23 protein-coding genes are annotated in these 25,387 nt (G+C 63.1%); 20 read left to right on the top strand and 3 right to left on the bottom strand.

The annotated features are described in order from the left end of the window. Positions 1 to 26: 26 nt before the first annotated feature. Both ACP15P_RS19750 and ACP15P_RS19755 read right to left on the bottom strand, forming a co-directional pair. Complete coding sequence (locus ACP15P_RS19750) at positions 27 to 950, bottom strand: IS110 family RNA-guided transposase (protein WP_424928833.1); 924 nt, start codon at positions 948 to 950, stop codon at positions 27 to 29. A gap of 557 nt (positions 951 to 1,507) precedes the next feature. Beyond that, positions 1,508 to 2,047, bottom strand: coding sequence for an NADPH-dependent FMN reductase (locus ACP15P_RS19755; RefSeq protein WP_424930203.1), 540 nt, complete (start codon positions 2,045 to 2,047; stop codon positions 1,508 to 1,510). A 167-nt stretch (positions 2,048 to 2,214) separates the two neighbouring features. Between ACP15P_RS19755 and ACP15P_RS19760 the strand changes: the two genes are divergently transcribed. The 3 genes from ACP15P_RS19760 (at position 2,215) to ACP15P_RS19770 (ending at position 4,928) form a co-directional block, all read left to right on the top strand. Then, a complete protein-coding gene (locus tag ACP15P_RS19760) occupies positions 2,215 to 3,102 on the top strand; it encodes a LysR family transcriptional regulator (RefSeq protein ID WP_424930204.1) in 888 nt (295 codons plus the stop codon). A gap of 81 nt (positions 3,103 to 3,183) precedes the next feature. Then, positions 3,184 to 4,371: a DUF3500 domain-containing protein gene (locus ACP15P_RS19765; RefSeq protein ID WP_424930205.1), complete on the top strand. Its 1,188-nt coding sequence runs from the start codon at positions 3,184 to 3,186 to the stop codon at positions 4,369 to 4,371. Next, entirely contained in the window at positions 4,368 to 4,928 is a 561-nt protein-coding gene (locus tag ACP15P_RS19770; RefSeq protein ID WP_424930206.1) for a hypothetical protein, read from the top strand. Before ACP15P_RS19765 ends, ACP15P_RS19770 begins: the two co-directional genes overlap by 4 nt. Here the strand turns inward: ACP15P_RS19770 and ACP15P_RS19775 are convergent. Then, complete coding sequence (locus tag ACP15P_RS19775; protein WP_424930207.1) at positions 4,925 to 5,455, bottom strand: winged helix-turn-helix transcriptional regulator; 531 nt, start codon at positions 5,453 to 5,455, stop codon at positions 4,925 to 4,927. The genes ACP15P_RS19770 and ACP15P_RS19775 overlap by 4 nt on opposite strands. Before the next feature lie 41 nt (positions 5,456 to 5,496). Between ACP15P_RS19775 and ACP15P_RS19780 the strand changes: the two genes are divergently transcribed. From ACP15P_RS19780 to ACP15P_RS19860, 17 genes are all read left to right on the top strand, one after another. Further along, positions 5,497 to 5,868, top strand: coding sequence for a VOC family protein (locus tag ACP15P_RS19780; protein WP_424930208.1), 372 nt, complete (start codon positions 5,497 to 5,499; stop codon positions 5,866 to 5,868). A gap of 75 nt (positions 5,869 to 5,943) precedes the next feature. Further along, on the top strand, positions 5,944 to 8,913 hold the full coding sequence (locus tag ACP15P_RS19785; protein WP_424930209.1) for a vWA domain-containing protein: 2,970 nt from the start codon (positions 5,944 to 5,946) through the stop codon (positions 8,911 to 8,913). Between the two features lie 97 nt (positions 8,914 to 9,010). Further along, positions 9,011 to 9,457 (top strand): peptide-methionine (R)-S-oxide reductase MsrB, encoded by a 447-nt coding sequence (gene msrB, locus ACP15P_RS19790; RefSeq protein WP_424930210.1) that lies wholly within the window; start codon positions 9,011 to 9,013, stop codon positions 9,455 to 9,457. After that, complete coding sequence (msrA, locus tag ACP15P_RS19795) at positions 9,454 to 9,960, top strand: peptide-methionine (S)-S-oxide reductase MsrA (protein ID WP_424930211.1); 507 nt, start codon at positions 9,454 to 9,456, stop codon at positions 9,958 to 9,960. The genes msrB and msrA overlap by 4 nt, the downstream gene beginning before the upstream one ends. An 83-nt stretch (positions 9,961 to 10,043) precedes the next feature. Next, positions 10,044 to 11,522 carry a protein adenylyltransferase SelO gene (locus ACP15P_RS19800; RefSeq protein WP_424930212.1) on the top strand — a complete coding sequence of 493 codons (1,479 nt, stop codon included), beginning with the start codon at positions 10,044 to 10,046 and terminating at the stop codon, positions 11,520 to 11,522. Positions 11,523 to 11,535: 13 nt separating this feature from the next. Beyond that, positions 11,536 to 12,741 (top strand): cation:proton antiporter, encoded by a 1,206-nt coding sequence (locus ACP15P_RS19805; RefSeq protein WP_424930213.1) that lies wholly within the window; start codon positions 11,536 to 11,538, stop codon positions 12,739 to 12,741. Between the two features lie 82 nt (positions 12,742 to 12,823). Next, positions 12,824 to 14,218 carry a mechanosensitive ion channel family protein gene (locus tag ACP15P_RS19810; RefSeq protein WP_424930214.1) on the top strand — a complete coding sequence of 465 codons (1,395 nt, stop codon included), beginning with the start codon at positions 12,824 to 12,826 and terminating at the stop codon, positions 14,216 to 14,218. Continuing rightward, the gene (locus tag ACP15P_RS19815; RefSeq protein WP_424930215.1) at positions 14,215 to 14,736 is read left to right on the top strand and encodes a nucleotidyltransferase domain-containing protein; all 522 of its coding nucleotides are present in this window, start codon (positions 14,215 to 14,217) and stop codon (positions 14,734 to 14,736) included. The genes ACP15P_RS19810 and ACP15P_RS19815 overlap by 4 nt, the downstream gene beginning before the upstream one ends. A gap of 218 nt (positions 14,737 to 14,954) precedes the next feature. Further along, positions 14,955 to 16,301: an ABC transporter substrate-binding protein gene (locus ACP15P_RS19820; RefSeq protein ID WP_424930216.1), complete on the top strand. Its 1,347-nt coding sequence runs from the start codon at positions 14,955 to 14,957 to the stop codon at positions 16,299 to 16,301. A 60-nt stretch (positions 16,302 to 16,361) separates the two neighbouring features. Beyond that, positions 16,362 to 17,660 carry a carbohydrate ABC transporter permease gene (locus tag ACP15P_RS19825; protein ID WP_424930217.1) on the top strand — a complete coding sequence of 433 codons (1,299 nt, stop codon included), beginning with the start codon at positions 16,362 to 16,364 and terminating at the stop codon, positions 17,658 to 17,660. After that, positions 17,657 to 18,484 carry a carbohydrate ABC transporter permease gene (locus ACP15P_RS19830; protein WP_424930218.1) on the top strand — a complete coding sequence of 276 codons (828 nt, stop codon included), beginning with the start codon at positions 17,657 to 17,659 and terminating at the stop codon, positions 18,482 to 18,484. The genes ACP15P_RS19825 and ACP15P_RS19830 overlap by 4 nt, the downstream gene beginning before the upstream one ends. Then, positions 18,484 to 19,527, top strand: a complete 1,044-nt coding sequence (locus ACP15P_RS19835) for an ABC transporter ATP-binding protein (RefSeq protein ID WP_424930219.1) — start codon at positions 18,484 to 18,486, stop codon at positions 19,525 to 19,527. Before ACP15P_RS19830 ends, ACP15P_RS19835 begins: the two co-directional genes overlap by 1 nt. Next, entirely contained in the window at positions 19,524 to 20,939 is a 1,416-nt protein-coding gene (locus ACP15P_RS19840; protein WP_424930220.1) for a glycerophosphodiester phosphodiesterase, read from the top strand. The genes ACP15P_RS19835 and ACP15P_RS19840 overlap by 4 nt, the downstream gene beginning before the upstream one ends. Then, positions 20,932 to 21,948 carry a LacI family DNA-binding transcriptional regulator gene (locus tag ACP15P_RS19845; RefSeq protein WP_424930221.1) on the top strand — a complete coding sequence of 339 codons (1,017 nt, stop codon included), beginning with the start codon at positions 20,932 to 20,934 and terminating at the stop codon, positions 21,946 to 21,948. The genes ACP15P_RS19840 and ACP15P_RS19845 overlap by 8 nt, the downstream gene beginning before the upstream one ends. A gap of 101 nt (positions 21,949 to 22,049) precedes the next feature. Next, positions 22,050 to 23,054 (top strand): Gfo/Idh/MocA family protein, encoded by a 1,005-nt coding sequence (locus ACP15P_RS19850; RefSeq protein WP_424930222.1) that lies wholly within the window; start codon positions 22,050 to 22,052, stop codon positions 23,052 to 23,054. Beyond that, entirely contained in the window at positions 23,051 to 24,622 is a 1,572-nt protein-coding gene (locus ACP15P_RS19855) for an acyl CoA:acetate/3-ketoacid CoA transferase (RefSeq protein ID WP_424930223.1), read from the top strand. The genes ACP15P_RS19850 and ACP15P_RS19855 overlap by 4 nt, the downstream gene beginning before the upstream one ends. Beyond that, positions 24,619 to 25,386: an enoyl-CoA hydratase/isomerase family protein gene (locus tag ACP15P_RS19860; protein WP_424930224.1), complete on the top strand. Its 768-nt coding sequence runs from the start codon at positions 24,619 to 24,621 to the stop codon at positions 25,384 to 25,386. The genes ACP15P_RS19855 and ACP15P_RS19860 overlap by 4 nt, the downstream gene beginning before the upstream one ends. Position 25,387 lies beyond the last annotated feature (1 nt).

A 25,387-nucleotide genomic window follows, 5' to 3' on the forward strand; every position in this document is an offset into this window, starting at 1 on the left:
GGCAACTGTATCGTTTGAGCGTGGTGTCAGGTGGCGGGCTGCCAGGGTTTCTGGTCGCGCAGGACGGCGTTGGCGATGGTGAGCAGCTTTCGGGCGACGGCCACGGCGATCACCTTGCCCGGCTTTCCCTTCGCGCGCAGGCGTTCCACGAAAGCCGGGCAAAGCCTGCGGTGGCTCATGGCGCTGACCGCTGCCATGTAGAGCCCGCGCCGGATCTGTCGCCTGCCGTCGCCGGTGAACCGTTGTCCACGCCAGCGTCCACTTTCCCGCGCCCGTGGTGCGAGGCCTCCCAGTGAGGCGACCGTGTGGCGGTCGAGCGTGCCCAGCTCGGGCATGTGCGACAGGAGCGTGACGGAGGTCACCCGCGCGATGCCGGGCACGGTCTCGAGCAGGTCGAGCTGCCTCGCAAGACGCGGGTGTGCGGCGACGAAGGCGTCGATGGCGGCCTCGATTTTGCGAATGCGACGGGCGATCGCCCTGAGAGAGGCCGTGATGTCGGCGCGGATCGCGGCGGTGGAGGCTTTGGCAAGCCGGTTTCTTTCCTGCGTTTCCATGCGTTTGAGCTGGTCCCTGCGTCCGGAGAGCTCCGCCAGTTCCGCCCGTTCGGGCAGGAAAACCGGAGAGGGCCCAAACGCGCGTTCCGCCCCCATCCGCGCCAGCATGCGGGCGTCAACACGGTCGGTTTTTGGGAGGTTGAGCGAGCGGGCGAAGTGCCAGGCGTGCAGCGGGTTGACCCTGTGGAAGGGAATTCCCGCCCCCAGGGCGGAGCGCAGCAGAAGCCCGTCGCAGCCGCTCGTGGCCTCGAAGACCACCATGTCTCCGCGGTCGAGTTCCGACAGAAAGCGTTTCACCCCTGCCGGGGTGTTCGCACGGCGGATGTTGCCGCGGCGCGGGTCGAAAATGTCGAGCCAGTCCTTCGAAAGGTCGACGCCAACAAAGATCCGTGTCATCCTGGGTTCCTGTCCATGTCTTCGTGCTCATGCGGCACATGCAACTGTTCAGGCTGGTCAGACCAACCGGCGGCGGCCCAATCCCATGGCCGGGGTCAATCCCCCCAGGCCGACGCACGGGCTCGCCGCCGGTCCCAGGCATACCACATTCACGATAGACAGGGCCGACGCATGTTTGGAGTTGGCGCCTGGATCGCAGCGACGAGGTACAGGACGCCATGAAATTGCGTCGCACGGGTGTGTGGGGCGTCGTCCCCCGGACCGCCGCAGGCACGGCTTGTCGCGAAGGGCCGTGCGTTTGGTGAATGGTTTGGTTTTCGCCGGTGAATTCGTGGATTCTGCGCTGATGAGTGGACGGCGCGACCCCCGGCACGGAACAGAGGGGTGAAACCCCGCCGTGCCTGCGTCGGTCCGGCCCATTGGGCCGACGCATTGTTGGGGTTGGCTCTTCGTTCGCCGCGACGAGGTACAGGACGCCATAAAATTGCGTCGCTCAGTCGATTGGGGCGTCGGCCCCCGGACCGACGCAGGCTCGGCTTGTCGCGGATGGCCGGGGGTCAGGCGGCCTGTTTTGCGGCGAGGGCCTCGGCGGCGGCGGTCAGATCCGCGAGGGTTTTCGGCTCGGTGATGCTGCCGGTTTCCGCGTCGTAGACGTCGTGGAAATTGGCGACGGACACGGCGGCCCGCAGGTCCACGCCGAAGAACGGGGCTGAGCCCTTGGCGGCGGCCAGAACGCTGCCCGCGCCGCCGGGTCCGGGGGAGGTCGAGAGGTAGACCGTGGGTTTGCCCTGGTAGACCTTCTGGTCAATGCGGCTCGCCCAGTCAAAGAGGTTTTTGTAGGCGGCGGAATAGGAGCCGTTATGCTCGGCGAAGGACACGATCACGGCATCCGCGGAGCCGATTTTGTCGAAGAAATCGCGCGCGGCCTGGGGCTGGCCGATTTCTTTCTCCAGATCGGTGCTGAACAGGGGCAGGTCGATTTTGTCCAGTTCCAGCACCTCGATCTCGCCATTCGGGACGAGGGTTGCGGTGAAGCTCGCAAGAGCCTTGTTGATGGAGTTTTTGGTGTTGCTTGCACCGAAAGCCAGAATTTTCATGGATGGTCTCCGTATCTTATGTGCTGCGTTGTTCCGGGCCGGGGGGGTCTGTGACGATGGATCGCCGGCTGTGTCTGGAAGATATTTAGGGCGGATGGCGAGCAATTGATAATATCGAGTTTTCATAATAACGATCTATTCTGTAGATCATGATGGAGGCGTGGCCGATGACCCTGGAACAGCTGGTCGCATTGAACGCGATTGTGGAGCAGGGCACGTTTCGGGCGGCGGCGGATCATCTGAACAAGGCGCAGTCCGCGGTCAGCCACGCGATCCGAAAACTTGAGGATGAGGTCGGGTTTGAGCTGCTGTCGCGGGAGGCGTACCGGCCCACGCTGACGGAGCGGGGGCAGGTGTTTTACCGGCACGCCACGCGGGTATTGCAGCGGATGCGGGAGCTGCGGTCGATCACGGCCACCCTGCGAACGGAGCAGGAGGCGGAGGTGGCGCTGTCAGTGACGGCGACCTATCCGCTGACCCCCGTGCTGTCGCTGGTCAGCGAGATGACGGCGCGGTTTCAGGCCACGCATATTAAAATGTCCCGCGAGAACATGGGCGGGTCTCTGGAGAAACTGCTGGACGGAGATGTGGAGGTGGCGATCTCCACGCTGGATGGCGTGCCGCTCGACCGGGTTGAATTTGTCCCGGTGTTGCCTGTGATGATGATCCCGGTGAGCCATCCGGATTTTGTGCCGGCGCGGGACGACCGGATGAAGACGGACGCCGAGATGCAGACGCATATCCAGGTGGTGGTTGCGGACAGCGCTCGCGGCGACAGGCAGGACCGGGGGATCGTGCCTGGGGGGCTGCGCTGGACGGTGTCGGATTTCGCCACCAAAAAGGAGATCCTGCTGGCCAATATGGGCTGGGGCGGGATGCCGGAACATATGATCCGCCAGGAGCTGGAGGCCGGAACCCTGGTGCCGCTGCGCGCGGAAGGGTATCCGCCGACACAGATTCTGCACTATGCGATGCGGCGGCGGGACGTGACCCACGGCACGGTCGCCCAGGCCATCTGGGACCGGTTCAGGCAGGCCGGGGATGCGGCAGGCTGACGCGGGGTGATTGCTGTTTTCATTCCTGGCAGTTGCGACGATTTTGGAGATCCGGAAACAGTCCTCAAAAAAGGATCAGCGATGCCCCGATTTTGTGAACTCAGTGGAGGCGTGGCGCTTGCCGCGTTTCTGACGTCATCCGCCCTGGCCCAGGGTCACGACGGTCCACCGCCAGGGGATGGAGGGCCGCCGCCGATGTCGGAGGAGGATCAGGCGCTGAGCGAGGCGCTTCAGGCGCGGATGGGTGATACCAGCACGCTGATGGAGAGCGTACCGATCCCTGAGAGCGCGGCCGAATGCGGGGATGCGCCGGGGTATGACCGGATGCTGTGCCTGATTGACCTGCTGAAGGCGGATGTATCGGACGACATCCTTGAAAATCTGCAACTGGAGTATTCGCGCACGGAGGCGGAGTACTGGAGCAACCTGCCCGCGGGGGCCTTTCCGAAACGGCCGGGTGTTTTGCTGGGGGAGCTGAACATCAAACAGCGCGGGCTTGTCAAAGCGATTATGGCGGAAGCGAGCAGCCGCGATGTGGATGAGGGGTTTGACGAGATGGTCCAGACCCTGAACGCGGATGACTACATCAACACGGCCAGCACGGACTACAAGGCCGGGTATTCGTCGTACAACACCAAGTTCGCATTCCTCGGCACGCCGGGTCCGACCGGCACCTGGGAGCTGTATTACGGCGGGCACCATATGGCGTTTGCCAATACCTATGTGGATGGCAAACTGGCCGGGGCGACGCCGTCGTTCCGGGGTGTCGAACCCTTTCCGTATTTCGAGATGAATGGCCGGGTGAACCAGCCGCTGACGCAGGAGCGCGATGCGTTTGCCACGCTGCTCAGTGCCCTGTCGGAGGAGCAGCGGGAGGTGGCCCAACTGGAAGGTACCTATCGGGACATCCTGGCGGGACCGCAGGCGGATGATGCGATCCCTGACGCGTATGAAGGTCTGCCGGTTTCGGACCTGGAAGGGGGCCAGACCGATCTGCTGGTCGCGGCGATTGAGACCTATGTGGGGGACATCTCCGGGGCGGAGGCGGCGGCCTATATGGAGAAATATGTGGCCGAGCTGCCCGACACGTATCTGGGCTATTCCGGTACGCCGCAGATGAGCGCGGAGGATGATTACGTCCGGGTGCACGGGCCGTCGCTCTGGATCGAGTTTTCGCTTCAGTCGAACAAGTCCACCGACAAGGTGGGCAACCATCCGCATTCGGTCTGGCGTGACCGGACCGACGATTACGGCGGTCAGACGGAATGAGGCAGGGATTTCCCTGGCGACCGGTCCTGCTCGCGCTCGCGGTGCTGGTGGGGAGTGCCGGGGGTGTTCTGGCCCATGCGCTGCCGGGGAGTGTGCTCCTACTGCGCCAGCAGGAGGACGGCTTGCGGCTTACGATCCGGTTTCCGCTGGAGGATCTGGTGATTGCCGCGCCGGAGCTTGCCGTGCTGGAGGAGGTGACGCCGGGTGATCCGTTGCCGCAGGAGATGGCGGAACGCTTTGGCGGGTATCTTCTGGAACACATGGAACTAACCGGGGCGGATGGGGTGCTGCCCCTGACGCTCGCCGGTGCGATGGTTCAGCCTGCATATCACGATCATTTGGGGCATTTTTTGCTGGTTGTCAGTGAGTGGAACGTGGCGGGAGGCGCGGGCGGTAATGCGCACCTCGTTCTGAACTATGACGCGGTGATGCATGAGGTGCGCAGTCACCGGGCCACGGTGCAATGGATTGCCCGGGATGGTGAGACCCGTCCGGTTGCGGAGTTCGGGTACCATGGCGCCGACGGGGGCGTTCGCCTCAATCTGAGCGGGTTTTAGATCCCGATCGCCTGGCCGATCTCGAGACCCCGGCCCGTGGCCTGGTAGAGGGGGCGGGGCGGGTGCCCGGCCGGGTCGATATGGCGGGTGAGCCAGTTGCTGCCCTGGAGGTTTTTGAGCGACTGCGACAGGGCGCGGTCGGTGATGGGCGGCAGGTCGCGGCGCAGGGTGGAGAACTGGCGCGGTTCGCGGCTGAGGGCGAGAACCGGGACGGTCCAGGAGCGGCGGATCAGGCAGCGTTCGGTCTCATCCGGGGTGAGGCGGATTATTTTGCGGGCGATGGCGGCCATGGCCTCGCCCTTCGCGGTCAGGCGGAATTCGGGACGCAGGGGATGGCCATGGCCGGGATTGCGTTCGAGCAGGCCCAGGTCAATCAGATGATGCAGGCTTTGGGACAGGGCGGTGCGGCCCGCGCCGGTGGCCGTGAGCAGCGCGGCCTGGCGGCCGGGTATGCCCTCGTGCAGATGGGCCAGAATGTCGAGGGACCAGGCGCGGGAGGTCAGCTTGACAAGTGTGTTTGTGTCCATAAAGTATAGTATATATATTTTCTGGTCAAAGGACAGTGCAAATGCCGACCGTGACACTTGATAACACCATTACCCTCGCAATCTCCGTCCGTGACCGTCACGCAAGCGCAGCGTGGTATGGCGAGCATCTGGGCTTTGAGCTGCTGTATCATGGCGACGAGGTCGGCTGGAGCGAGCTGAAAACCAAAACCGACGGCGTGACCCTGGGGCTTGGTGAACATGAGGAACCGGCGCCGGGCAATTCGGTGCCGGTGTTTGGGGTTGCCGATATTGATGCGGCACGGTCCGGCCTGGAGGCGGCGGGTGTGCGGTTTGACGGCGACACGATGGAGATCGAGGGCATGGTGAAACTCGCCACGTTCTACGATCCGGACAACAATGCGCTGATGCTGGCGCAGAACCTGACCGGCTGAGGGAGGGGGCTCAACGGTCTTTCCAACCTGACCGGTCCTGTGGTTTGATCTGCGGGACTGTTGGGAGGAAAAGTCATGAGCCGTACCGCCGTTCTTCTTGCCGCGTTGATGTTGCCTGTCGCGGCGTCGGGTCAGGAGAGGTCGAATTCGATCCTGGTGCTGGACGGCTCGGGGTCGATGTGGGGGCAGATCGACGGGGTGAACAAGATCGTCATTGCCCGCGAGGTGGTGGCGGATCTGCTGGCGGATTTTCCCGATGACAGGAACCTGGGCCTGACGGTGTACGGGCACCGGACCGAGGGTGACTGTTCCGACATTCAGACCATTGTGGAGCCGGGGCCGGATACCGCGCAGTCGATCATCGACGCGGTCAACGGGATCAATCCACGCGGCAGGACGCCGATGACCGATGCGGTGGCGGCCGCGGCGGAGGTGCTGGGCTACACGGAAAATCCGGCGAGCGTCATTCTGGTCTCGGACGGGATCGAGACCTGCAACCCGGACCCCTGTGCCGCGGCGCGGGCGCTGGAGGAGGCCGGGGCGGATTTCACGGTGCATGTGGTGGGCTTCGATGTCACGGATGAGGAGGCCATTGGTCAGTTGCAGTGCCTGGCGGAGGAAACCGGGGGAGCGTTTCTGTCGGCGTCGAACGCGGATGAGTTGACGGCGGCCTTGACGGAAGTAGCGGTGAACGTGCCGGAACCGGAGCCTGAGCCGGAACTGACGCCGGTGACGTTCATGGCGACGATTGGCGAGGACGGTCCCCGCATCACGGAGGGTCTGTCGTGGTCGGTGACGCCGCCGCCGGATGGCGAGGTGAGTGCGTTTGGGGAGAGTACCCTGAATTTTGATCTGGAGGCCGGGGCGTATACGGCTGCCGCCACATGGGCGGAAACCGGACAGGTGGTGACGGAGGACATCTCGGTTCTGGGGTCGGCGTCGCGCGTGGTGGCGTTGGTGTTTGATGCGTCGATGCCGACCGCGACGCTGATCGCGCCGGAGACGGCGGTGGCGGGGTCGACGCTGGAGATCGCCTGGGAGGGACCGGGTGAGGAAGGCGATGCCATTGTCTCCGGCAATCCGGGGCGGGGAACGTATAAAACCCGCATCAACCTGGAAGGCTCCGCGCCCGCGCGTCTGCGCGTGCCGTCGCAGGCTGGGGAATATGAGCTGCGCTATCTCGCCGCGAATGGTGAGGTGCTGCCGGAGACGCGGATGCTGACGGTAACACCGGCGGAGGCGACGCTGGTTGCGCCCGATACGGCGATTGCTGGCGATACGGTTGAGGTGGCCTGGGAAGGTCCGGATTACCGGCCCGACTATATTGCGGTCTCCGAGCCGGGGGAGCCCACGCATATCAACTACGCCCTGACGCGGGAGGGCAGCCCGCTCGACCTGGTGATGCCTGTCGAGCCGGGGTCGTATGAGCTGCGTTACGTCATGCAGCAGGACCGGGAAGTGATCGCGACGCGGCCCATTGAGGTGACGGATGTGCCCGCGACGCTCACCGCGCCGGAGACCGCAGTGGCGGGATCAACGGTTGAGGTCGCCTGGGACGGGCCGGACTATCAGAACGATTTTCTGACGGTGAACCTTATCGGTGACGACCGGTCGATCAACTATGCCTATACCCGCGACGGGCAACCGGCGGATCTGTTGATGCCGCCGGAGCCGGGGGAGTATGAAATCAGCTATGTGGTCGATCAGGACCGCAGGGTTCTGGCGACCGTGCCGATCACGGTGACACCGGTTGAGGCGCGGCTCGTGGTGCCTGCGGAAGCCTCGGTGGGCTCGGATATCGAGGTGGCGTGGGAGGGGCCGGATTACGCGAATGACTATATCGCGGTCTCGGTGCCGGATGACGACGGCTATGAGGGCTACACCTATACCCGGGAGGGGACGCCGCTCGATCTGACGCTGCCAACGGAGCCGGGAACCTATGAGGTGCGCTACGTTCTGGGTCAGGACCGGGTGGTGATCGCGCGGGAGGTGATTGAGCTGACAGATGTGTCGGCCCGCCTGACCGCACCGGCGGAAGCGGTGGCCGGGTCGGATATTGAGGTCGCCTGGGAAGGGCCGGATTACAGGAACGACTATATCGGTGTCTCGGTGCCGGATGGGGACGGGTATGAGGCCTACACCTATACACGTGAGGGATCGCCGCTCGACCTGACCCTGCCGACGGAGTCGGGGGAGTATGAGCTGCGCTACTATGTCGGGCAGGACCGGACGGTTCTGGCGGCGGTGCCGATCACGGTGACGGAGGTGGGCGCAGACCTGGAGGCCCCGGCGACGGCGGTGGCGGGCGCGGATGTTTCGGTGACCTGGACCGGGCCGGACTATCAGAACGATTTCATCTCGGTGGCCCGTCCGGATGAGGACCGCTACGTCAACTACACCTATACCCGCGAGGGATCGCCGCTTGATCTGCAGATGCCGTCGGAGTCGGGTGAGTATGAACTGCGCTACCAGATCGGGCAGGGGAGTGAGGTGCTGGCCTCCGTGCCGATCACGGTTGAGGAGGTGGAGGCCACACTCACCGTGCCGTCCGCCGCAAATGTCGGTGAGACGCTCGAGGTCGCCTGGACCGGACCGGATTACGGGAACGACTATATTGGCGTGGCGGAGCCGGATGAGGACCGGTACGTGAACTATACCTACACCAGGGAGGGCGCGCCGCTTGAACTTCTGATGCCGTCCGAGCCTGGCAGCTATGAGGTGCGGTATTACATGAACCAGGACAGCCGGATCCTGTCGCGGGTGACGGTGGAGGTCGCGGATGTGACTGTCAGCCTGACCGCGCCCGACACGGCGGTTGCGGGCAGTGAGATCGAGGTCGGGCATGACGGGCCGGAATACCACAACGACTACCTGTCCATCGCCCCGGTCGGGGCGGAGAAATACGTCACCTATGTCTATGTGGGCCGGGACGACCCGCCGCGGATCGATGTGCCGGAGGAACCGGGCGAATATGAAATCCGCTATGTGATGAACCAGGACAGGCGGGTTTTGGGGGCCGTGCCGTTGACCGTGACGGCGGAATAGGGTCGAGGGGTTGTGAAGCGGTGTCCCCTCGCGCTCACTGGATTTTTTCGTGGCGGGGCACCATGTAGGGCGAAACAACCACGGTGGGAGAGAGCACATGAAATACACCAAATCCGAGGAAGCCATCGCCCGCCTGTCGCGTGAGCAGTACCGGGTGACCCAGCAGAATGGCACGGAGCGGCCCTATACCGGGGAATACGACGAACATTTTGAGCCGGGCATTTACGTGGATATCGTCTCGGGCGAGCCCCTCTTCGCGTCGGCGTCGAAGTTCCATTCGGGCTGCGGCTGGCCGTCGTTTTCGAAGCCGATTGTCCATGAGAATGTGACGGAGCTGCGCGACGCGTCGCTGGGGATGGTCCGCACGGAAGTTCGCTCGACACATGGAGACAGCCATCTGGGACATGTTTTCAACGACGGACCCGCCGAGATGGGCGGGCTGCGCTACTGCATTAATTCGGCGTCCTTACGCTTTGTTCCGAAAGAGGAAATGGAGTCTGAGGGCTATGGGGAATATCTTGATCAGGTGGAGGAACGGGCATGACTGAGCGCGCTGTACTGGCGGGGGGCTGCTTCTGGGGAATGCAGGATCTGATCCGCAAACTGCCCGGAGTTGAGGGAACCCGCGTGGGCTATACCGGGGGGGACGTGCCGAACGCGACCTACCGCAATCACGGTACCCATGCGGAAGGTATCGAGATCATGTTCGATCCCGACCGCATCAGCTACCGGGAAATTCTGGAATTCTTCTTCCAGATTCATGATCCGACCACCGTGAACCGGCAGGGCAACGATGTGGGCATGAGCTACCGCTCGGGCATCTACTACGTGGATGCGGAGCAGAAGCGCATCGCCGAGGATACGATTGCCGATGTGGACGCGTCCGGAATCTGGCCCGGACGGGTGGTGACCGAGGTGAAGCCGGTCGGTGATTTCTGGGAAGCGGAACCGGAGCATCAGGATTATCTGGAGCGGATACCCAACGGATATACCTGCCATTTTCCGCGTCCGGACTGGGTTTTGCCGAAACGCAGTGCAGCCGAGTAGACCCCGGCGCACATTCCGGTATTCTGGCGTCATGAGGGATCATGGCGCCATTTTGTTTTTGAATGGTGGAGAAAGGCGGACCAATGGGTGAGCCGACATTCAGGTTTGACAACAGCTATGCCCGGTCGCTCGAAGGCTTCTTCGTGCCGTGGAAGGGCGACGAGGTGCCAGCGCCGAAGATATTGCGGCTGAACCGGGATCTGGCCGGGGAACTGGGCCTGGATGCCGATGCGCTCGACAGTGCGGCCGGGGCGGCGATCCTCGCCGGTGCCGTGCAGCCCGATGGGGCGGCCCCGCTGGCAATGGCCTATGCGGGGCATCAGTTCGGGGGGTTCTCGCCGCAGCTTGGCGACGGCCGGGCGCTTCTGATCGGGGAGGTGTTCGATGCGGAGGGCCAGCGGCGCGACATCCACCTCAAGGGCTCGGGGCGGACGCCGTTTTCCCGTGGCGGTGACGGCAAGGCGGTCCTGGGACCGGTGCTGCGCGAATACCTGATCGGGGAGGCGATGCACGGGCTTGGCATTCCGACCACACGCGCGCTGGCGGCGGTCACGACCGGTGAGGACATCATGCGCGAAGGGCCTAAGCCCGGTGCGGTTCTGGCACGGGTGGCGTCCTCGCATCTGCGGGTGGGCACGTTCCAGTTCTTCGCGGCACGGCGCGAAACGGACAAAATCCGGCAACTGGCGGATTATGCGATTGAACGGCATTACCCCGAGTTGGCGGGGCAGAGCGACCGTTACATCCTGCTGCTCCGCCAGGTGCGGGACCGGCAGGCGGCGCTGATCGCGAAGTGGATGCAGGTGGGGTTTGTCCATGGCGTGATGAACACCGACAACATGACGATTTCGGGCGAGACGATTGACTACGGGCCGTGCGCCTTTATGGACGCGTTTGACCCGAAGGCGGTGTTTTCCTCGATCGACCAGTTCGGGCGCTATGCCTATGGCAATCAGCCGACGATTGCGCAGTGGAACCTGGCGCGGTTTGCCGAGGCGATTTTGGACCTGATCGACGCCGACGACCCGGATGATGCCGTGCGCCAGGCGACGGAGGAAATCAACGGCTTCCCGGCGGTGTACCAGGAGGAATGGCTGGGCGGTATGCGGGCCAAGCTGGGGCTCGGTGCGGCGCGGGACGGGGATCTGGAACTGGTCAACGACCTGCTGGCTCTGATGGCCGACAATGATGTGGATTTCACGCTGTTTTTCAGGTCACTAAGCCGGGTTTCTCAGACGGGAACCGAAGCTGTGGACATCGGCGTGCCCAATGTCGGTGCGGAGTTTGCGCCCTGGTTCGAGCGGTATCGCGACCGGTTGCGTGCCGGGGATATGGACGACGGGTCGCGGGCGGCTGCGATGAATGCGGTCAATCCGGTCTACATCCCGCGCAACCACCTGGTGGAGGGCGCGTTGCAGGCGGCGGAAAACGGGGATATGGCTCCTTTTGACCGCCTGTTGGATGCCCTGTCCGATCCTTACCGGGAGCGGGAGGGGTTCAGCGATCTGGCGGGGCCGGCGCCGGACGGCTTCGGGCCTTATGTGACATTCTGCGGAACGTGACGGGAGCAGGGATATGGTGACCACGGGACTGACAATTGCAATCCTCGTGGCATTCATTCTCTATTCGGCGTTCAGCAAACGCATCGGGCACGGGTTTCTGACCCTGCCCATTCTCTTCACCCTGTTTGGTTTTTTCCTGTCCCGGCCGCTCAATGACCTGCCGGAACAGGTTCTGGTCTATGAGGGCCGGCGGCTTCTGGCGGAGATTACGCTGGTGCTCGTGCTGTTCTCGGACGCGAGCCACGTGCGGTTTTCGAACCTTAGACAGTCGTGGAAAATCCCGGCGCGGATGCTGGTGATCGGAATGCCACTGACCATTCTGCTGGGGACGCTGGCGGTGGCCTGGCTCAACCCGACGGCGGGGATTGCCATGGCGCTGTTGACCGCGTCGCTGCTGACGCCCACGGATGCGGCGCTGGGGCAGTCGGTGGTCTCAAGTCCGTTTGTTCCCAAGCACCTGTCGCAGTCGGTTAACGTAGAGAGCGGGTTGAACGACGGCCTGGTTCTGCCATTCGTGCTGATGGGTGCGGTGCTGGCGTCGGGAACCATGCTGGAATCCGGCGGGCGGGGGCTCTTCATGTCGGCGGTGATCGAGGTGGGGCTCGGCGTGGGTGTTGGAATTGCCATCGGCTGGAGCGTCGCGCGGCTGCTGGAATGGGTGCAGAAACGCGACATGACCGACGATCCGGGCGCGGCGGTGATATTCCTCTGCACTGCCTTCGTGGCCTATTACTTCTCCCACGCAGTCGGCGGGAACGGGTTCATCGCGGCGTTTATTTCCGGCATGACCTTCGGCAACAGCTTCCGCAACGACATCCGGTTTATCTCGGAGTTTATGGAGGGCGCGGGGCAGCTTCTGACCATGTCGGCGTTCCTTCTTCTCGGCGCGTTCCTGATGCCGGTTGGCTTGAGCCATGTGAGCTTTACGACCGTGTTGATCGCGGTGCTTTTCATGACCGTTATCAGGATGTTGCCGATCTATCTTTCCCTGTGGGGGTCGGGTTTGCCGCCGCGTGAGAAGCTGTTCCTCGGCTGGTTTGGGCCGCGGGGGCTCGCGTCCATCCTGTTCACGCTGCTGATGCTCGATGATTTTGACCTGCCGAACCAGGATGAGCTGCTGGCCTGTGTCTCGCTGACGGTCGGATTTTCGATTGTGCTGCACGGGGTTTCGGCCAGTCCCTATGCCCGCTGGATCGGCCATCGGAGCGGGAAGACCTGATCCCTGTGGTTGTGCTGGCATTTCCCTGAGGCCTGAGGCATCGTAAGCGGTGGCATAAGCGCCGGGAGGGAATTCACGGGACATGGAAGAGGAACTGCCGGAACCGGATGAGGCGCTGGAGGCGGTTCCGGATGTTGCGGAACTGGTGGAGCCAGTCTCGGATCTGCTGGAGCCGGTCTGGGCCTGGGTTGACCGGGCGCATGACTGGTTTGACGCGGTAATCCTGTCCACCGCGAGCCTGGCGCAGCTCGCCGCCATCATGGGCGCGCTGATGATCGCTCTGGCCGTGGCAAAGCCCTTCCGCCGCTTCGTCACCCGTGTCAGCGAGAACCAGCGCCCATTCATAAAATACCGCGTGGCCCGGACTGTGGCGTCAATCTCGCAGCCGATCATCTGGCTGCTGGGTCTGTGGCTGTCGGCATCGGTTCTGGTGGCGATGGGGGAGCCCATCGTTCTGATGCGGCTGGTCTACAGTCTGATCAGTGCCTGGGTTCTGATCCGTCTGGCGACCGTGTTCATCCCCAGCAACCGATGGTCGGCGGTGTTCTCGTGGTGTGCCTGGTCGGTTGCGGCGCTGAATGCGGTGGGGCTTCTGTACCCCACAATTGACTGGCTGGACATGCAGTCGCTGTCGATGGGTGAGCTGCGGATTTCGCTGTGGACGGTGGCGAAGGGGGCCATCCTCGTCGGCGGGCTCGTTTGGGCCGCCTATTGGCTCTCGAAGAGCCTTGAGGCGCAGCTGGAGCGGACCCGGACGCTCAGCCCGTCGATGCAGGTTCTGATCGGGAAGCTGCTGCGCATCGGGTTGTTTCTCATTGCGGTGATAATCGGTCTGCGCGGCATCGGGATCGACCTGACAGCGCTGGCGGTATTTTCCGGTGCGGTGGGTATCGGTATCGGTCTGGGCATGCAGCGGATCGTGGGAAACCTGGTGGCGGGCTTCTCGATGCTGGCGGACAAGTCGATCAAACCGGGGGATGTAATCGAGATCGAGACGGGCGACGGGCCGACCTACGGGACGGTGAAAAAACTGAATGCGCGTTATGCCTCGGTGCTGACCCGGTCGGGGACCGAAACGCTTATTCCCAATGAAATTCTCATCTCAAATCCGGTCACCAACTGGTCGTTTTCAAACACAAAAGTCCGGCGTGGCATCCCGGTTGGCGTGGCCTATGACTCGGATGTGGAGCGGGCGATGGAGCTGTGTGTTGAGGCGGCGCTGGCCTGTCCGCGTGTGCTGCGCGATCCGGAGCCGAAATGCCTGATGCGTGGGTTTGGCGACAGTTCGGTGGACCTGGAGGTGCGGTTCTGGATCGTCGATCCGGATGGCGGTGTCGCGAATATTTCCAGTGAGGTTTACCTTCAGATCTGGAAGCGGTTTCAGGCCAACGATATCGAAATTCCCTTCCCCCAGCGTGACCTGCGGCTGCGGTCGGGGTTTGAGGCGCTGGTCGGGCGGAAGGACAGTGTGGAGTGAGGGCCGAAACGGTTGTGAGCCTCTGGCGTCTGTTTGAGGACCACGGGTTTGAGGTCTGTCTCGACGGTGGCTGGGCGGTGGATGCCCTGCTGGGGCGTCAGACGCGGGCGCATGGTGATCTGGATGTTGCCCTGCCGGCCGTTCATGTGCCGGCGCTGCGGGCGGCTCTCGCGGAGCGTGGGTTTGCGGAGATCCCCAAAGATGACAGCTGGGAGCACAACTTCGTCCTGCGCGACGGGGACGGCAATGAGATCGACGTGCATTCGCATGTGATTGATGCGGACGGGCGCAGTGCGGGCGGTGTGCCCTATATCCGTGAGCAGCTTCTTGGGCGGGGAGCGGTGCTTGGGGTGGAGGTGCGCTGTATCACGCCGGAATGGCTGGTGCGGTTTCACTCTGGGTATGAGCTGGACTGCAACGACTGGCATGACGTGTCGCTTCTGTGTGAACGATTCGGCATTCCGGTGCCGGAGGAGTTCAGGGATTTTCAGGCCTCAAAGGGTGGAGGCCACCCCTGACCGGCAAGCGTTTTCGGCTTTTTTGACGGCCCTCCTTCGCGGCGCAGCATGGCGGCAACGGCTGGTTTTTCAGCGAAAAGCCCGACCATAGCCAGAGCGGTTTGCTGCAGCGTGTCACAAACGTTTCGCAAAAAAATTCTTCCAAATGGGGCATGAGGCGTTAATCATTGTGCACACGTGTGCAACGGTTGCGCATCACACCCGTACGGGAGGGAATTATGACTGTTTTGAAACGCTGCACGGCTTTGGTGGGCGTGCTTGCCGCGCTGACGGGTCCGGCGCTTGCTGAGGACATTTCCGTCACGGTCTGGGCCGGGGGCTCCAACGACAGTGACAGCTACCGGATCGATGCCATCGCCATGGCCGCCGACATTCTGGAGCGTGAGGCCGCCATCCTTGGCGAGGAACTGAACATCACCGTTGAGGGCCGCCGCGACTTTTCCGGCTGGGAAGAGTTCAAGCAGAGCGTTACGCTCGCGTCCGAGGCCGGAACGGCGCCGACCATCGTCGTGACCTCGCATCTCGACATCGCGCCCTGGAGCCAGGCGGGCTACATCGTGCCGGTTGAGGATTATGTGGACCTCGACGCCTGGCCGCTGACGGATGTTTATCCGAACCTGATGGAGATCGCGTCTTTCGACGGAATTCAGTGGGGCATCCCGCAGGATGCGGAATCGCGTCCGTTCTTCTACTGGCGTGAGACCCTGGAAAAACTCGGCTATTCGGAGGATGACATCGATGCGCTTCCCGAAAAGGTTGCGGCCGGCGAATACACCCTTGCCGACATGCTCGCCGACGCGACACGCGCGGTTGAGGAAGGGATCGTCGAGGAAGGTTACGGGTTTTATCCTCGCAACAACAACGGTCCCGACTATGCGCAGTTCTATCAGAGCTTCGGTGGGGAACTCATTGATCCGGAAAGCGGAAAGCTGATCTTCGACCGCCAGGCGATGACGGATTTCTACCAGTTCTTCGTCGATGCCGCCGAGGCCGGTGTGGTGCGCCGCACGCATCTCGGCATGGACGGCAACCAGTGGTATCGCGAGGTTGCCAACGGCAAGGCCGCGTTCTGGCACGGCGGAACTTGGCACTACGGCCGCTACGAGACGGAAGGAAACGACGATTTCTGGGGCACCATCCAGTTCTCGCTGATCCCGCAGGGCAACGAAAATGGTCGCCCGAATACGATCACGCACCCGCTGGTTTACCTGGTGATGGATCAGGAGGATGACCGGATTGAGGAAGTGGCCGCGCAGCTGGTGGCCATCGCGACCGAGCCGCGCATCAACACGCTCCACGCGATCCAGTCGAACCACCTGGCCGTGGCGGAGTCCCAGGCCGATATCGACCTCTACCGCAGCAGCCGCTGGGCGTCCGAGGCAACCGAGGTTCTGCTCGGGTCGGCCAACTCGCAGCCCAACCACCTGAACTACGGTGCTTTCTCGGAAGCGATGTACCGTGGTCTTGAGGCGGCCTGGACCGGGTCGCAGTCGGTCGAGGATGCCGTGGCCGAGGTTGAGGCCCAGCTGACCACCACCATCGGTGACGCGCTGATTGTCCGCTAAATGCGATTGCGGGATGCGGTGTGGCCGCGTCCCGCCCACCAGTAAGGGGAGGGTGGCATCATGAGTTCGCGCTGGCTTGGCGTTGGTTTTTTGGCACCCGCCCTGGTTGCCGTTCTGTTTTTCTTCCTGCTGCCCGTTGTCATGACGGTGATGTTCTCCTTCACCAACATGACCACGGCGACCGGGATTACCGGGGGCGAATACCTCCTGTCCAAATCGCGGCTGCGCCAGCTTGAGGCCGAGGGTGTGAGCGCCGAGACGGTCGAGCGGCTGGAATCCGCAGGCTACCAGATCACCGAACAGGGGCTCGCGGCGCTGGCCGAGGAGTTCGGGGAGGACCGGGCCGACGAACTGCGCGAGGATTACATGGGCGAGAGCTTCACCGCCCGCCGTGATCTCGAACGCGTTTTGCGCAACCTCAACGACGACCCGATCCGCCGTACACGGGACCGCAAGGCGGCGGCCGATCTCTTCGCGGTGACGATCCTGGACGAGCGGTTCCCTACGGAGCCCGCGTTTCGCGACGCCCTGACCGAAAGCGGCATCGATCCCGCCGATCACGACGCCCTGGTGAAAACCGCCTATACAGGCTGGACCTGGACCACCGACAATTTCAAACTGCTCTTTGAGCTGCCCGCCACGCTGCGCTACGCGATGAACACGGCGATCTATGTGGTCTTTACGCTGGCGTTCAATGTGGGCTTCGGGCTGTTCCTGGCGATCTCGACCTTCTACCTGCCGCAGCATCTGGCCAACACCTTCCGCACGATCTGGTTCCTGCCGCGCATTTTGCCGCCGGTGATGTATGTTCTGATGTGGAAGTGGTTCACCTGGGATACCGGATTTATCTCAACCGTTCTGAGCGTGTTTGGCGTGACGCCGATCAACTGGATGACCGAAAGCGCGCTGAATGCCTGGACGGTGGTGGTGCTGATTAACGGCTTTGTTGGCGCGTCGCTCGGCATGATCCTGTTTTCATCGGCCATCAAGGCCATACCGCTCTCGATGCTCTATGCCTCCGAGGTCGACGGGGCCTACCGCTGGGATCAGATCCGTTACATTATTCTGCCACAGCTGCGCTGGCCGGTTCTGTTCATGACATCCTATCAGACGCTGAGCCTTCTGACCTCGTTTGAATACATCCTGCTGTCCACCGAAGGTGGGCCAGGCGGGTCCACAACGACCTGGGCGCTGGCGGCCTATACCACCGCTCTGCGCAATTACGGGGGCAACCTGGAATACGGGTTTGGGGCGGCCTATGCCCTGGTGCTCGTGATCATTGGGATCATCCTTTCAGTGCTTTACCTGCGGTTCTTCAACTTTAAGGAACTCGTGGCCAAACCGAGGATCGAACAGTGACCGGGAACCTTCGCATATGGCCGATCGTGCTGTTGCTCGGCATTCTGTCGTCGCCGCTGATCATCATGTATGTTTTCCAGGTGATCGAGAGCGTGGCCCAGCCGCAGCCGGGCACGCTCATGCCGGGCGAGATCAATTTCCACAACTGGCGCTTCCTCTGGCAGGAGCTTGACCGGGGGCGGCCGTCGATCTGGACCGCCACGATCAACACCTTCATCTTCGCCACGACGATTGCCCTGGCGGTCTGTGCGCTGTCGTCTACGGCGGGGTATGCCCTGTCGCGGCTGAACCTGCCGGGGCGGCCGTATTTCCTGGGCGGGCTGATCATTCTGCACGCCTTCCCGACGATCACCCTGATCATCGCGATTTTCATCGTGCTGCAGTACCTCGGTCTGTTCGACACGCTGCTCGGCGTAATCCTCGTGAAGGCGGCTCTGGAACTGCCCTTCGGCATCTGGATCATGAAGGGCTTTTACGACACCGTGCCCTGGGAGATCGAGATGGCGGGCGTCCAGGACGGCGCGAGCCGGTTCCGCGTTTGGTGGGAACTGGTCCTGCCGCAGGTCAAGCCGGGCCTGGCGGCACTTGGGATCATCTCGTTTCTCCAGGGCTGGTCGGAATTTGTTTTGCCGCTGGTTCTGGCGCCGGGGTCGGAGACCCAGGTTCTGGCCACCTACATGTATTCGGTGATCCAGGACGACGCCAAGCTCGACTTCGGCCTCTTCAAGGCGATTGGCATGTTCTACTCGCTGCCGGTGATCCTGGTGTACCTGATCTTCCAGAAGCAGCTTATGAATATCTACGGTGGAGGCACCAAAGGCTGATGGAACTGAAACTCGAAAAATTCACCAAACGTTTCGGTACGACCACCGTCATCGACAGCATGGACCTGACCGTGAACAGCGGCGAGATGATGGCCCTGCTTGGGCCGTCCGGATGCGGCAAGTCCACGACGCTATTTGCGATCTGCGGCATTCACCGCATGAATGGCGGCCGGCTTCTGTTCGGTGGGCAGGACGTGACGACCGTGCCCGCGCAGCGCCGGTCGGTGGGTGTGGTGTTCCAGAATTACGCTCTCTATCCCCATATGACCGTGCGGGAAAACATCGGCTTCCCGCTCAAGGTCCAGCGTAAGGCAAAAGCGGAAATTGCCAGCGAGGTCGGTCAGATGGCCGAACTGGTTCAGATCTCCAATCTGCTAGACCGCCGTCCCGCGCAGCTGTCCGGCGGGCAGCAGCAGAGGGTGGCGCTGGCCCGTGCGATGGTGCGCAAGCCGGATGTGCTGCTGCTCGATGAGCCGCTGGCGAACCTGGATGCGAAACTGCGCCTTGAGATGCGCTCCGAGATTCGGCGCATTCAGAAGGAGACCGGCATCACGGCGATCCTGGTGACCCATGACCAGGTTGAGGCCATGTCAATGTGTGACCGTATTGCCCTGATGCGGGACGGAAAAATCGTGCAGCTTGATACGCCGGAGGGCATGTACCGCAATCCCAAAACGCAGTTCGTGGCCGGGTTCCTGGGCAATCCACCGATTTCGTTCCTGTCCGTGACAGCGGGTGACACCCTCAGCCTGGGTGAGGGTCTGACGCTCGCACGGCCGCAGGGTCTGGAGGCGTCCGGCGACATTGTCATCGGCATCCGGCCCGAGCATTTCGGGCCGCAATACGGTACCGGTCTGGAAGGTGTGATTTCCTTTGTCGAACCCCAGGGCCGCGAGGAACTGGTGGATGTAAGGCTGGCGAATGGTCAGGAAGTGCGTGCGATCCTGCCGGTGGGTGATCCACTGAAAACGGGACAGCATGTGAACTGGGGCGTGGCCACCGACCGCATTCTGGCTTTCTCGCAGGACGGGGCGCGCCTGTGATCGCGGCTCCGGTTCCGCCCCGCCCCTGGTCCATCGCGCACCGTGGCGCGTCGGCCTATGCGCCGGAGAACACGCTGGCCGCGTTCCGCAAGGCGGCGGAGCTTGGCGCGGACATGTGGGAGGCGGATATCCGCAGCACGGCGGATGGCGTCGCGGTGGTCTATCACGACGCCACGGTTCCCGATGGCCGGGCGGTTGCGGACCTGTCGCGGGCGGAGCTGCTGGAGGCTCTGCCGGACTGTCCCACGGTTGCGGAAATGGTCGCGCTGGCCGCGGAACTCGGCGCGGGGATTTATGCTGACATCAAGGATTTGAGCGCCACTGTTCCGACACTGCGTCTGCTCGAGGAAGCCGAAATTGAACCGGTGGTTCTGGGCGCGTTCGATGTCAGTGTGGTTGATACGCTGCGCGAGGCTGGCAGTCGCTATCCGGTCTCGGGACTGGTGCCGCTCGGGGCGGATCCGTTTGACCATGCGGGGGAGGCCGATGTCATCCACCTGTGCTGGGAACGGATGGACAGGCCGCAGGACACCCTGACCCAGGACCTGTTTGAGCAGGCCTTCGCAAGGGGGCAACGGGTTGTACTGTGGCATGAGGAGGACCCGGACCGGATGGCGGATATTCGCACGAAACCGGTCACCGGGATCTGCTCGGACATGCCCGAACTGGTCAATCCGTTTGTGCCGCCATCGGAGTATCCCTTTGGCATCGTCTGTCACCGGGGCGCGAACGGTATCGCGCCGGAAAATACGCTTCCCGCCTTTGAATGCGCGCTCGCCGCCGGATTTGATTTCATAGAACTCGATCTGCATGTCACAGCCGATGAGCAGATTGTCGTGATGCATGACGACACGCTCGACCGCACGACCAGTGGCACCGGAACGGTTTGGGAACAGTCGATGGAGTCGCTGCGCCGTCTTGATGCGGGGGAGTGGTTTGATCCGTACTTCGCGGGCACCGGTCTGCCGTCGCTGGGTGATGTTCTGTCGCTTCTCCGCAAATACGGGGGAGGGGCGTATCTGGAACTGAAATCCGCGCCACCGGCCCTGGTGCTGCGACAGGTGGAGGAGGCGGGCCTGCTCGATCAGGTGTTTTTCTGGTCGTTCAACCGGGAGTTTCTTCAGGAGCTTCGCCGACTAAGTCCCGAGGCCCGCATCATGGCGCGGCGGCAGGACTATCCGACCCTGCGCGAGGCGCTCGAGGATTATGACGCGGATATTCTGGAGTTTCTGCCCAATCATGAGCCGTTGGAAGTGGCGTCCCTGCGGGGCGGTGCGGTGCGCAGCATGATCGCCTATAACGGCGCTGATCCGGCGGTGTATGACAGGATGCTCGCCATGCGACCGGATCTGTTCAATCTCGACCAGCCATTTGCGTTTTCCCGACACGCGCGGGCCTTCGTACATGGCTGAACCACCGCACAGAAAGCCCACCTCATTCGACGTGGCGCGCCTTGCCGGTGTTTCCCGCTCGGCGGTGTCGCGGGCTTTTACGCCGGGGGCCAACATCGCGCCGGAGACGCGGGAGAAGGTCACGAAGGCGGCGAAGAAGCTGGGCTACCGCGTCAACAACCTGGCGCGCGGTCTGCAGCAGAGCCATTCGGGAATCGTTGGCCTGGTGGCCTCGCGGCTCGACACACCGCTGCGGTCGCGGCAGGTGCGGCTTCTGAGCGAGGCGCTGATCCGCGCGGGGTTTCAGCCCATGCTGCTCACGGCGGAGCAGCCGGATGACGTGGCGGGTCTGATTGACATGCTGCTGGGCTACAGCGTCGCGGGCATGATCATTACCTCCGATACCCCGCCACGGGCGCTGATCGAGGACTGCGGCCGCCTGCAACTGCCCGTGGTTCTGATCAACCGGGCGGGTGTGAGCGACTGGGGCGACCGGGTCGTTGCGGATATCGACGCGGGCGGCACCCTGGCGCTCGACATGCTGCAAAAGACGGGCGCGGGGCGCTTTGGCTGTCTGATGCCGGTCAGGGAAACCTGGTCGGTGACCGGGCGGGCCAAGGCGTTTGTTGAGGCGGTCCAGGGGCTTGGCCGTACATGCCGCTGCATTCAGGCTGATGACCAGGCCTATGGCGACGCCCGCCGGGCCGTGGTGGAGGCGGGACGGGAGCGGATGTCGCAGATCGACGGTCTGTTCTGCTCCACGGATCTGATGGCGTTTGGGGCACTCGATGGTCTGCGCATTGATCTGGGCCTTCGGGTGCCTCAGGATATTCAGGTGGTCGGGTTTGACGACATAGAGCAGGCCGCCTGGGGCGCCTATGACCTCACCACGATCCGTCAGGACCTGGAGGAGCAGACCGCCATTGCCATGCGCCTCCTGCGGGAGCGGATGGCCGACATGAGCGTGCCAAACCGGACCTGCGACCAGAATCTGGTCCCGGTTTTCCGGGGGACGACGCGGCCCGTCTGATAAAATTTGTTGACAGGATGGAACGTTCCAAAATACAAACCGCATAACGGACTTGGAACGTTCCAGATCGATAACGAAACTTACATTGGGGGGGAACTGCGATGCGTTGGGCATTGATCGGTGCCAGCACAATTGCGTCCGAACACGTGATCGGCGCCATTCGTTCGACGGAGGGTGGCGAGATTGTCCGGGTGGTCAGCGGATCGCCGGAGCGTGGCGCGGAGTATGCCCGTACCCATGACATTCCCGCGTCCGGCACCAGCGTTGAGGAGGCCGTGTCCGATGCCAGCGTGGATGCGGTTTACATCTCCACCACCAACGAGAAGCATTTTGCCCAGGCCATGGCGGCGGTCGAGGCCGGCAGGCACGTGCTCTGCGAGAAGCCGCTGGCCATGACGGTCGAAGAGGCCGCTGGCATGGTCGCGGCGGCGGAAAAAGCCGGTGTGGTGTTTGCCACCAACCACCACCTGCGCTGCTCCGGCAGTCACCGCAAAATGCGCGCGCTCATTAAGGAGGGCCGCATCGGCGACGTGCTGTCGGTGCGGGTTTTTCATGCGGTCCATCTGCCTGGCCATCTTCAGGGCTGGCGCATCAATTCGGCCGAGGCCGGTGGCGGGGTTATCCCGGACATTACCGTTCACGATGCCGATGTGGTGCGGTTCCTGCTCGGTGAGGATCCGGTGAGTGTCGTCGCAAAAATGGCGGTGTCCGGCATGGGGCAGGGGGTCGAGGACTCCGCCATGTCCGTCTGGAACATGCCCTCCGGTGCGATGGTGATGAGCCATGAGAGCTTCACCCATCCCTTCGCCGGTTCGGGCCTGGAGGTTCACGGCACCAAAGGTTCGATCTTCGCGCGCGGTGTGATGACGCAGCAGCCGGTCGGAAAAATCACCCTGGTGACCGAAGCCGGTGAGGAGGATGTGCCGTTCTCCGGCCACAACCTCTATGCCCAGGGACTCGCCGATTTTATGGGTGCGGTTCATGGCGGCGGGCGTCCCGCAGCGGATGGATGGGACGGCGTGAAATCCCTCGCTGTCGCGCTTGCCGTTCGTGAGGCCGCGCAGTCCGGCACGTCGCAGACCGTGGATTATGGAGTTGCCCCATGAGCAAGATCGTCAGCCCGGCCAAGGCCGTTGCCCGCATTGACGACGGCGCGGTTGTCACCGTGTCCTCGTCCTCCTCGCTCGGATGTCCGGATCTGGTCCTGAAAGCCATCGGTGAGCGGTTCGACGCGGAGGGCCATCCCCGTGACCTGACCACGCTGCATCCGATTGCGGCGGGCGACATGTATGGCGTGAAGGGCATTGACCATATCGCGAAGGATGGCCTGCTGAAGAAGGTTCTGGCGGGGTCATATCCCTCCGGTCCGTCCAGCCTGCCCATGCCCGAAATCTGGAAGATGGTCGTGGAAAACCGCATCGCGGCCTATAATGTGCCGTCCGGTATCATGTTCGACATGCACCGCGAGGCGGCGGCGCGGCGACCGGGGGTTCTGACCAAAATCGGTCTGGAAACCTTTGCCGATCCGGTCCGCGAGGGCTGCGCCATGAATGAGCTGGCCGAGGCGGAACCGATCGTGAAGCGGGTCGAGTTCGACGGTGACACCTGGCTGCACTACCCCAACATCGTGCCGGATGTCTGCGTCATCCGTGCGACCACGGCGGACGAACATGGCAACCTGACCTATGAGCATGAGGGCGCATACCTGGGCGGTCTGGAGCAGGCGATCTGTGTAAAAAACCATGGCGGTCTGGTGATTGCCCAGGTCAGCCGCACCACCATGCGCGGCAGTCTGCGGCCCCATGACGTGCGGGTGCCGGGGCATCTGGTGGATCTGGTGGTGATCGACCCGGACCAGAAACAGACCTGCGAAACCCCTTACGATCCGGCCATTTCCGGCCAGGTGATGCGCCCCTGGGACAGCTTCACCACGCCGGAGCACAACATCGAGAAGGTCATTGCGCGGCGGGCGGCGATGGAGCTGAAAACCGGCATGACCGCCAACCTGGGCTTCGGTGTCTCGGCGATGGTGCCGCGTATCCTGCTGGAAGCCGGCCACCCGGAGGCCGTGACCTGGGCCATCGAGCAGGGCGCGGTGGGCGGCATGCCGCTGACCGATTTCGCCTTTGGCTGCGCCTCGAATGCTGACGCCTTCGTGCCCTCGCCGCAGCAGTTTATTTTCTTCCAGGGCGCGGGTTTTGACGTGTCGTTCCTGTCCTTCCTGGAGGTGGATGTGGAAGGAAACGTCAACGTCTCGAAACTTGGCAAGAAGCCTTATCTCACCGCCGGATGCGGCGGCTTCGTGGACATCACCTCCCAGGCCCGCAAGATCGTATTCTCCGGCTGGTTCGAGGCGGGCGCGAAGATGGCGCTGAGCGAAACCGGCATACGGGTCGAGACGCCGGGCAAGTTCACCAAGATGGTGAGTGCGGTTGAGCATGTGACCTTCTCCGGCAAACGTGCGCGCGAGCTTGGCCAGGACGTGCTCTACATCACCGAGCGTTGCGTGATGCGACTTGGGGAGAACGGCCTGGTGGCGACGGAGATCATGCCCGGCATTGACCCGCAGAAGGACATCATCGACGCGTCCGGTGGTCGGGTGAGCGTGGCGGATGACGCGGTTGCGATGCCGCTGTCCCTGCTGGCGGAAAAACCGATGGAGTGGAACCAGTGAGCAGCGTTGACCTGACGATCGAGGACGGCATTGCCGAGCTTTGCCTGAACAATCCCGACAAGATGAACGCCTTCACGCTCGACATGCTCGACGCGCTGGCAGGGCATCTCGACCGGCTGGACCGCGACGCCTCCGTGCGCTGCGTGGTTCTGGTGGCCGAGGGCGAGCGGGCGTTTTGCACCGGGGCCGACATCAACGGCTGGGGCGATCTCAGCCCGGCCGAGTTCGCCCGGTTCTGGGTACGTGACGGGCACCGGATTTTTGACCGTCTGGCGCGGCTGTCGAAGCCGACCATTGCGGCGCTGAACGGCTACGCCTTTGGCGGCGGGCTGGAACTGGCGGCGGCCTGCGACATCCGTGTCATGGCCAAGGGTGCTGCGCTCGCCCTGCCGGAGGCGCGGGTGGGCATTGTGCCTGGCTGGTCCGGAACCCAGCGGTTGGCCCGGATCATGCCCGAGCCGATGGTGCGGGAAATGGCCCTGTTCGGCCGCCGGATCTCCGCCGACCGCGCGCAGGCCTGCGGCTTCGTGGCCGAGATCGCCGAGGACGCCCGCGAGAAGGCGCGCTCCATTGCCGAAGGTGTGGCGAAACTCTCGCCTCGCGCCGCGGAGATCGCCAAAAATATGATCAATGCCGCCGCCAATGAGGACCGCGCCGCAATGACCGAGGCGCTGGGGGCGGCGGCGATTGCGGCCACGGCGGACCGCGATGAGGGCGTTGCCGCCTTCCGCGAAAAACGCAAACCGGAATTCGGAGGAGAGTAAC

The organism is Amaricoccus tamworthensis (assembly GCF_049800875.1).
GTDB classification, from domain to species: domain Bacteria; phylum Pseudomonadota; class Alphaproteobacteria; order Rhodobacterales; family Rhodobacteraceae; genus Amaricoccus; species Amaricoccus tamworthensis.

Coding starts and splice junctions, on each gene's coding strand:
- ACP15P_RS19780 (WP_424930208.1), top strand. CDS start 5,497: ATGCCGACCGTGACACTTGATAACACCATTACCCTCGCAATCTCCGTC.
- ACP15P_RS19805 (WP_424930213.1), top strand. CDS start 11,536: ATGGTGACCACGGGACTGACAATTGCAATCCTCGTGGCATTCATTCTC.
- ACP15P_RS19755 (WP_424930203.1), bottom strand. CDS start 2,047: ATGAAAATTCTGGCTTTCGGTGCAAGCAACACCAAAAACTCCATCAAC.
- ACP15P_RS19765 (WP_424930205.1), top strand. CDS start 3,184: ATGCCCCGATTTTGTGAACTCAGTGGAGGCGTGGCGCTTGCCGCGTTT.
- ACP15P_RS19855 (WP_424930223.1), top strand. CDS start 23,051: ATGAGCAAGATCGTCAGCCCGGCCAAGGCCGTTGCCCGCATTGACGAC.
- ACP15P_RS19835 (WP_424930219.1), top strand. CDS start 18,484: ATGGAACTGAAACTCGAAAAATTCACCAAACGTTTCGGTACGACCACC.
- ACP15P_RS19770 (WP_424930206.1), top strand. CDS start 4,368: ATGAGGCAGGGATTTCCCTGGCGACCGGTCCTGCTCGCGCTCGCGGTG.
- msrB (WP_424930210.1), top strand. CDS start 9,011: ATGAAATACACCAAATCCGAGGAAGCCATCGCCCGCCTGTCGCGTGAG.
- ACP15P_RS19825 (WP_424930217.1), top strand. CDS start 16,362: ATGAGTTCGCGCTGGCTTGGCGTTGGTTTTTTGGCACCCGCCCTGGTT.
- ACP15P_RS19750 (WP_424928833.1), bottom strand. CDS start 950: ATGACACGGATCTTTGTTGGCGTCGACCTTTCGAAGGACTGGCTCGAC.
- ACP15P_RS19800 (WP_424930212.1), top strand. CDS start 10,044: ATGGGTGAGCCGACATTCAGGTTTGACAACAGCTATGCCCGGTCGCTC.
- ACP15P_RS19785 (WP_424930209.1), top strand. CDS start 5,944: ATGAGCCGTACCGCCGTTCTTCTTGCCGCGTTGATGTTGCCTGTCGCG.
- ACP15P_RS19820 (WP_424930216.1), top strand. CDS start 14,955: ATGACTGTTTTGAAACGCTGCACGGCTTTGGTGGGCGTGCTTGCCGCG.
- msrA (WP_424930211.1), top strand. CDS start 9,454: ATGACTGAGCGCGCTGTACTGGCGGGGGGCTGCTTCTGGGGAATGCAG.
- ACP15P_RS19810 (WP_424930214.1), top strand. CDS start 12,824: ATGGAAGAGGAACTGCCGGAACCGGATGAGGCGCTGGAGGCGGTTCCG.
- ACP15P_RS19775 (WP_424930207.1), bottom strand. CDS start 5,455: ATGGACACAAACACACTTGTCAAGCTGACCTCCCGCGCCTGGTCCCTC.
- ACP15P_RS19760 (WP_424930204.1), top strand. CDS start 2,215: ATGACCCTGGAACAGCTGGTCGCATTGAACGCGATTGTGGAGCAGGGC.
- ACP15P_RS19845 (WP_424930221.1), top strand. CDS start 20,932: ATGGCTGAACCACCGCACAGAAAGCCCACCTCATTCGACGTGGCGCGC.
- ACP15P_RS19850 (WP_424930222.1), top strand. CDS start 22,050: ATGCGTTGGGCATTGATCGGTGCCAGCACAATTGCGTCCGAACACGTG.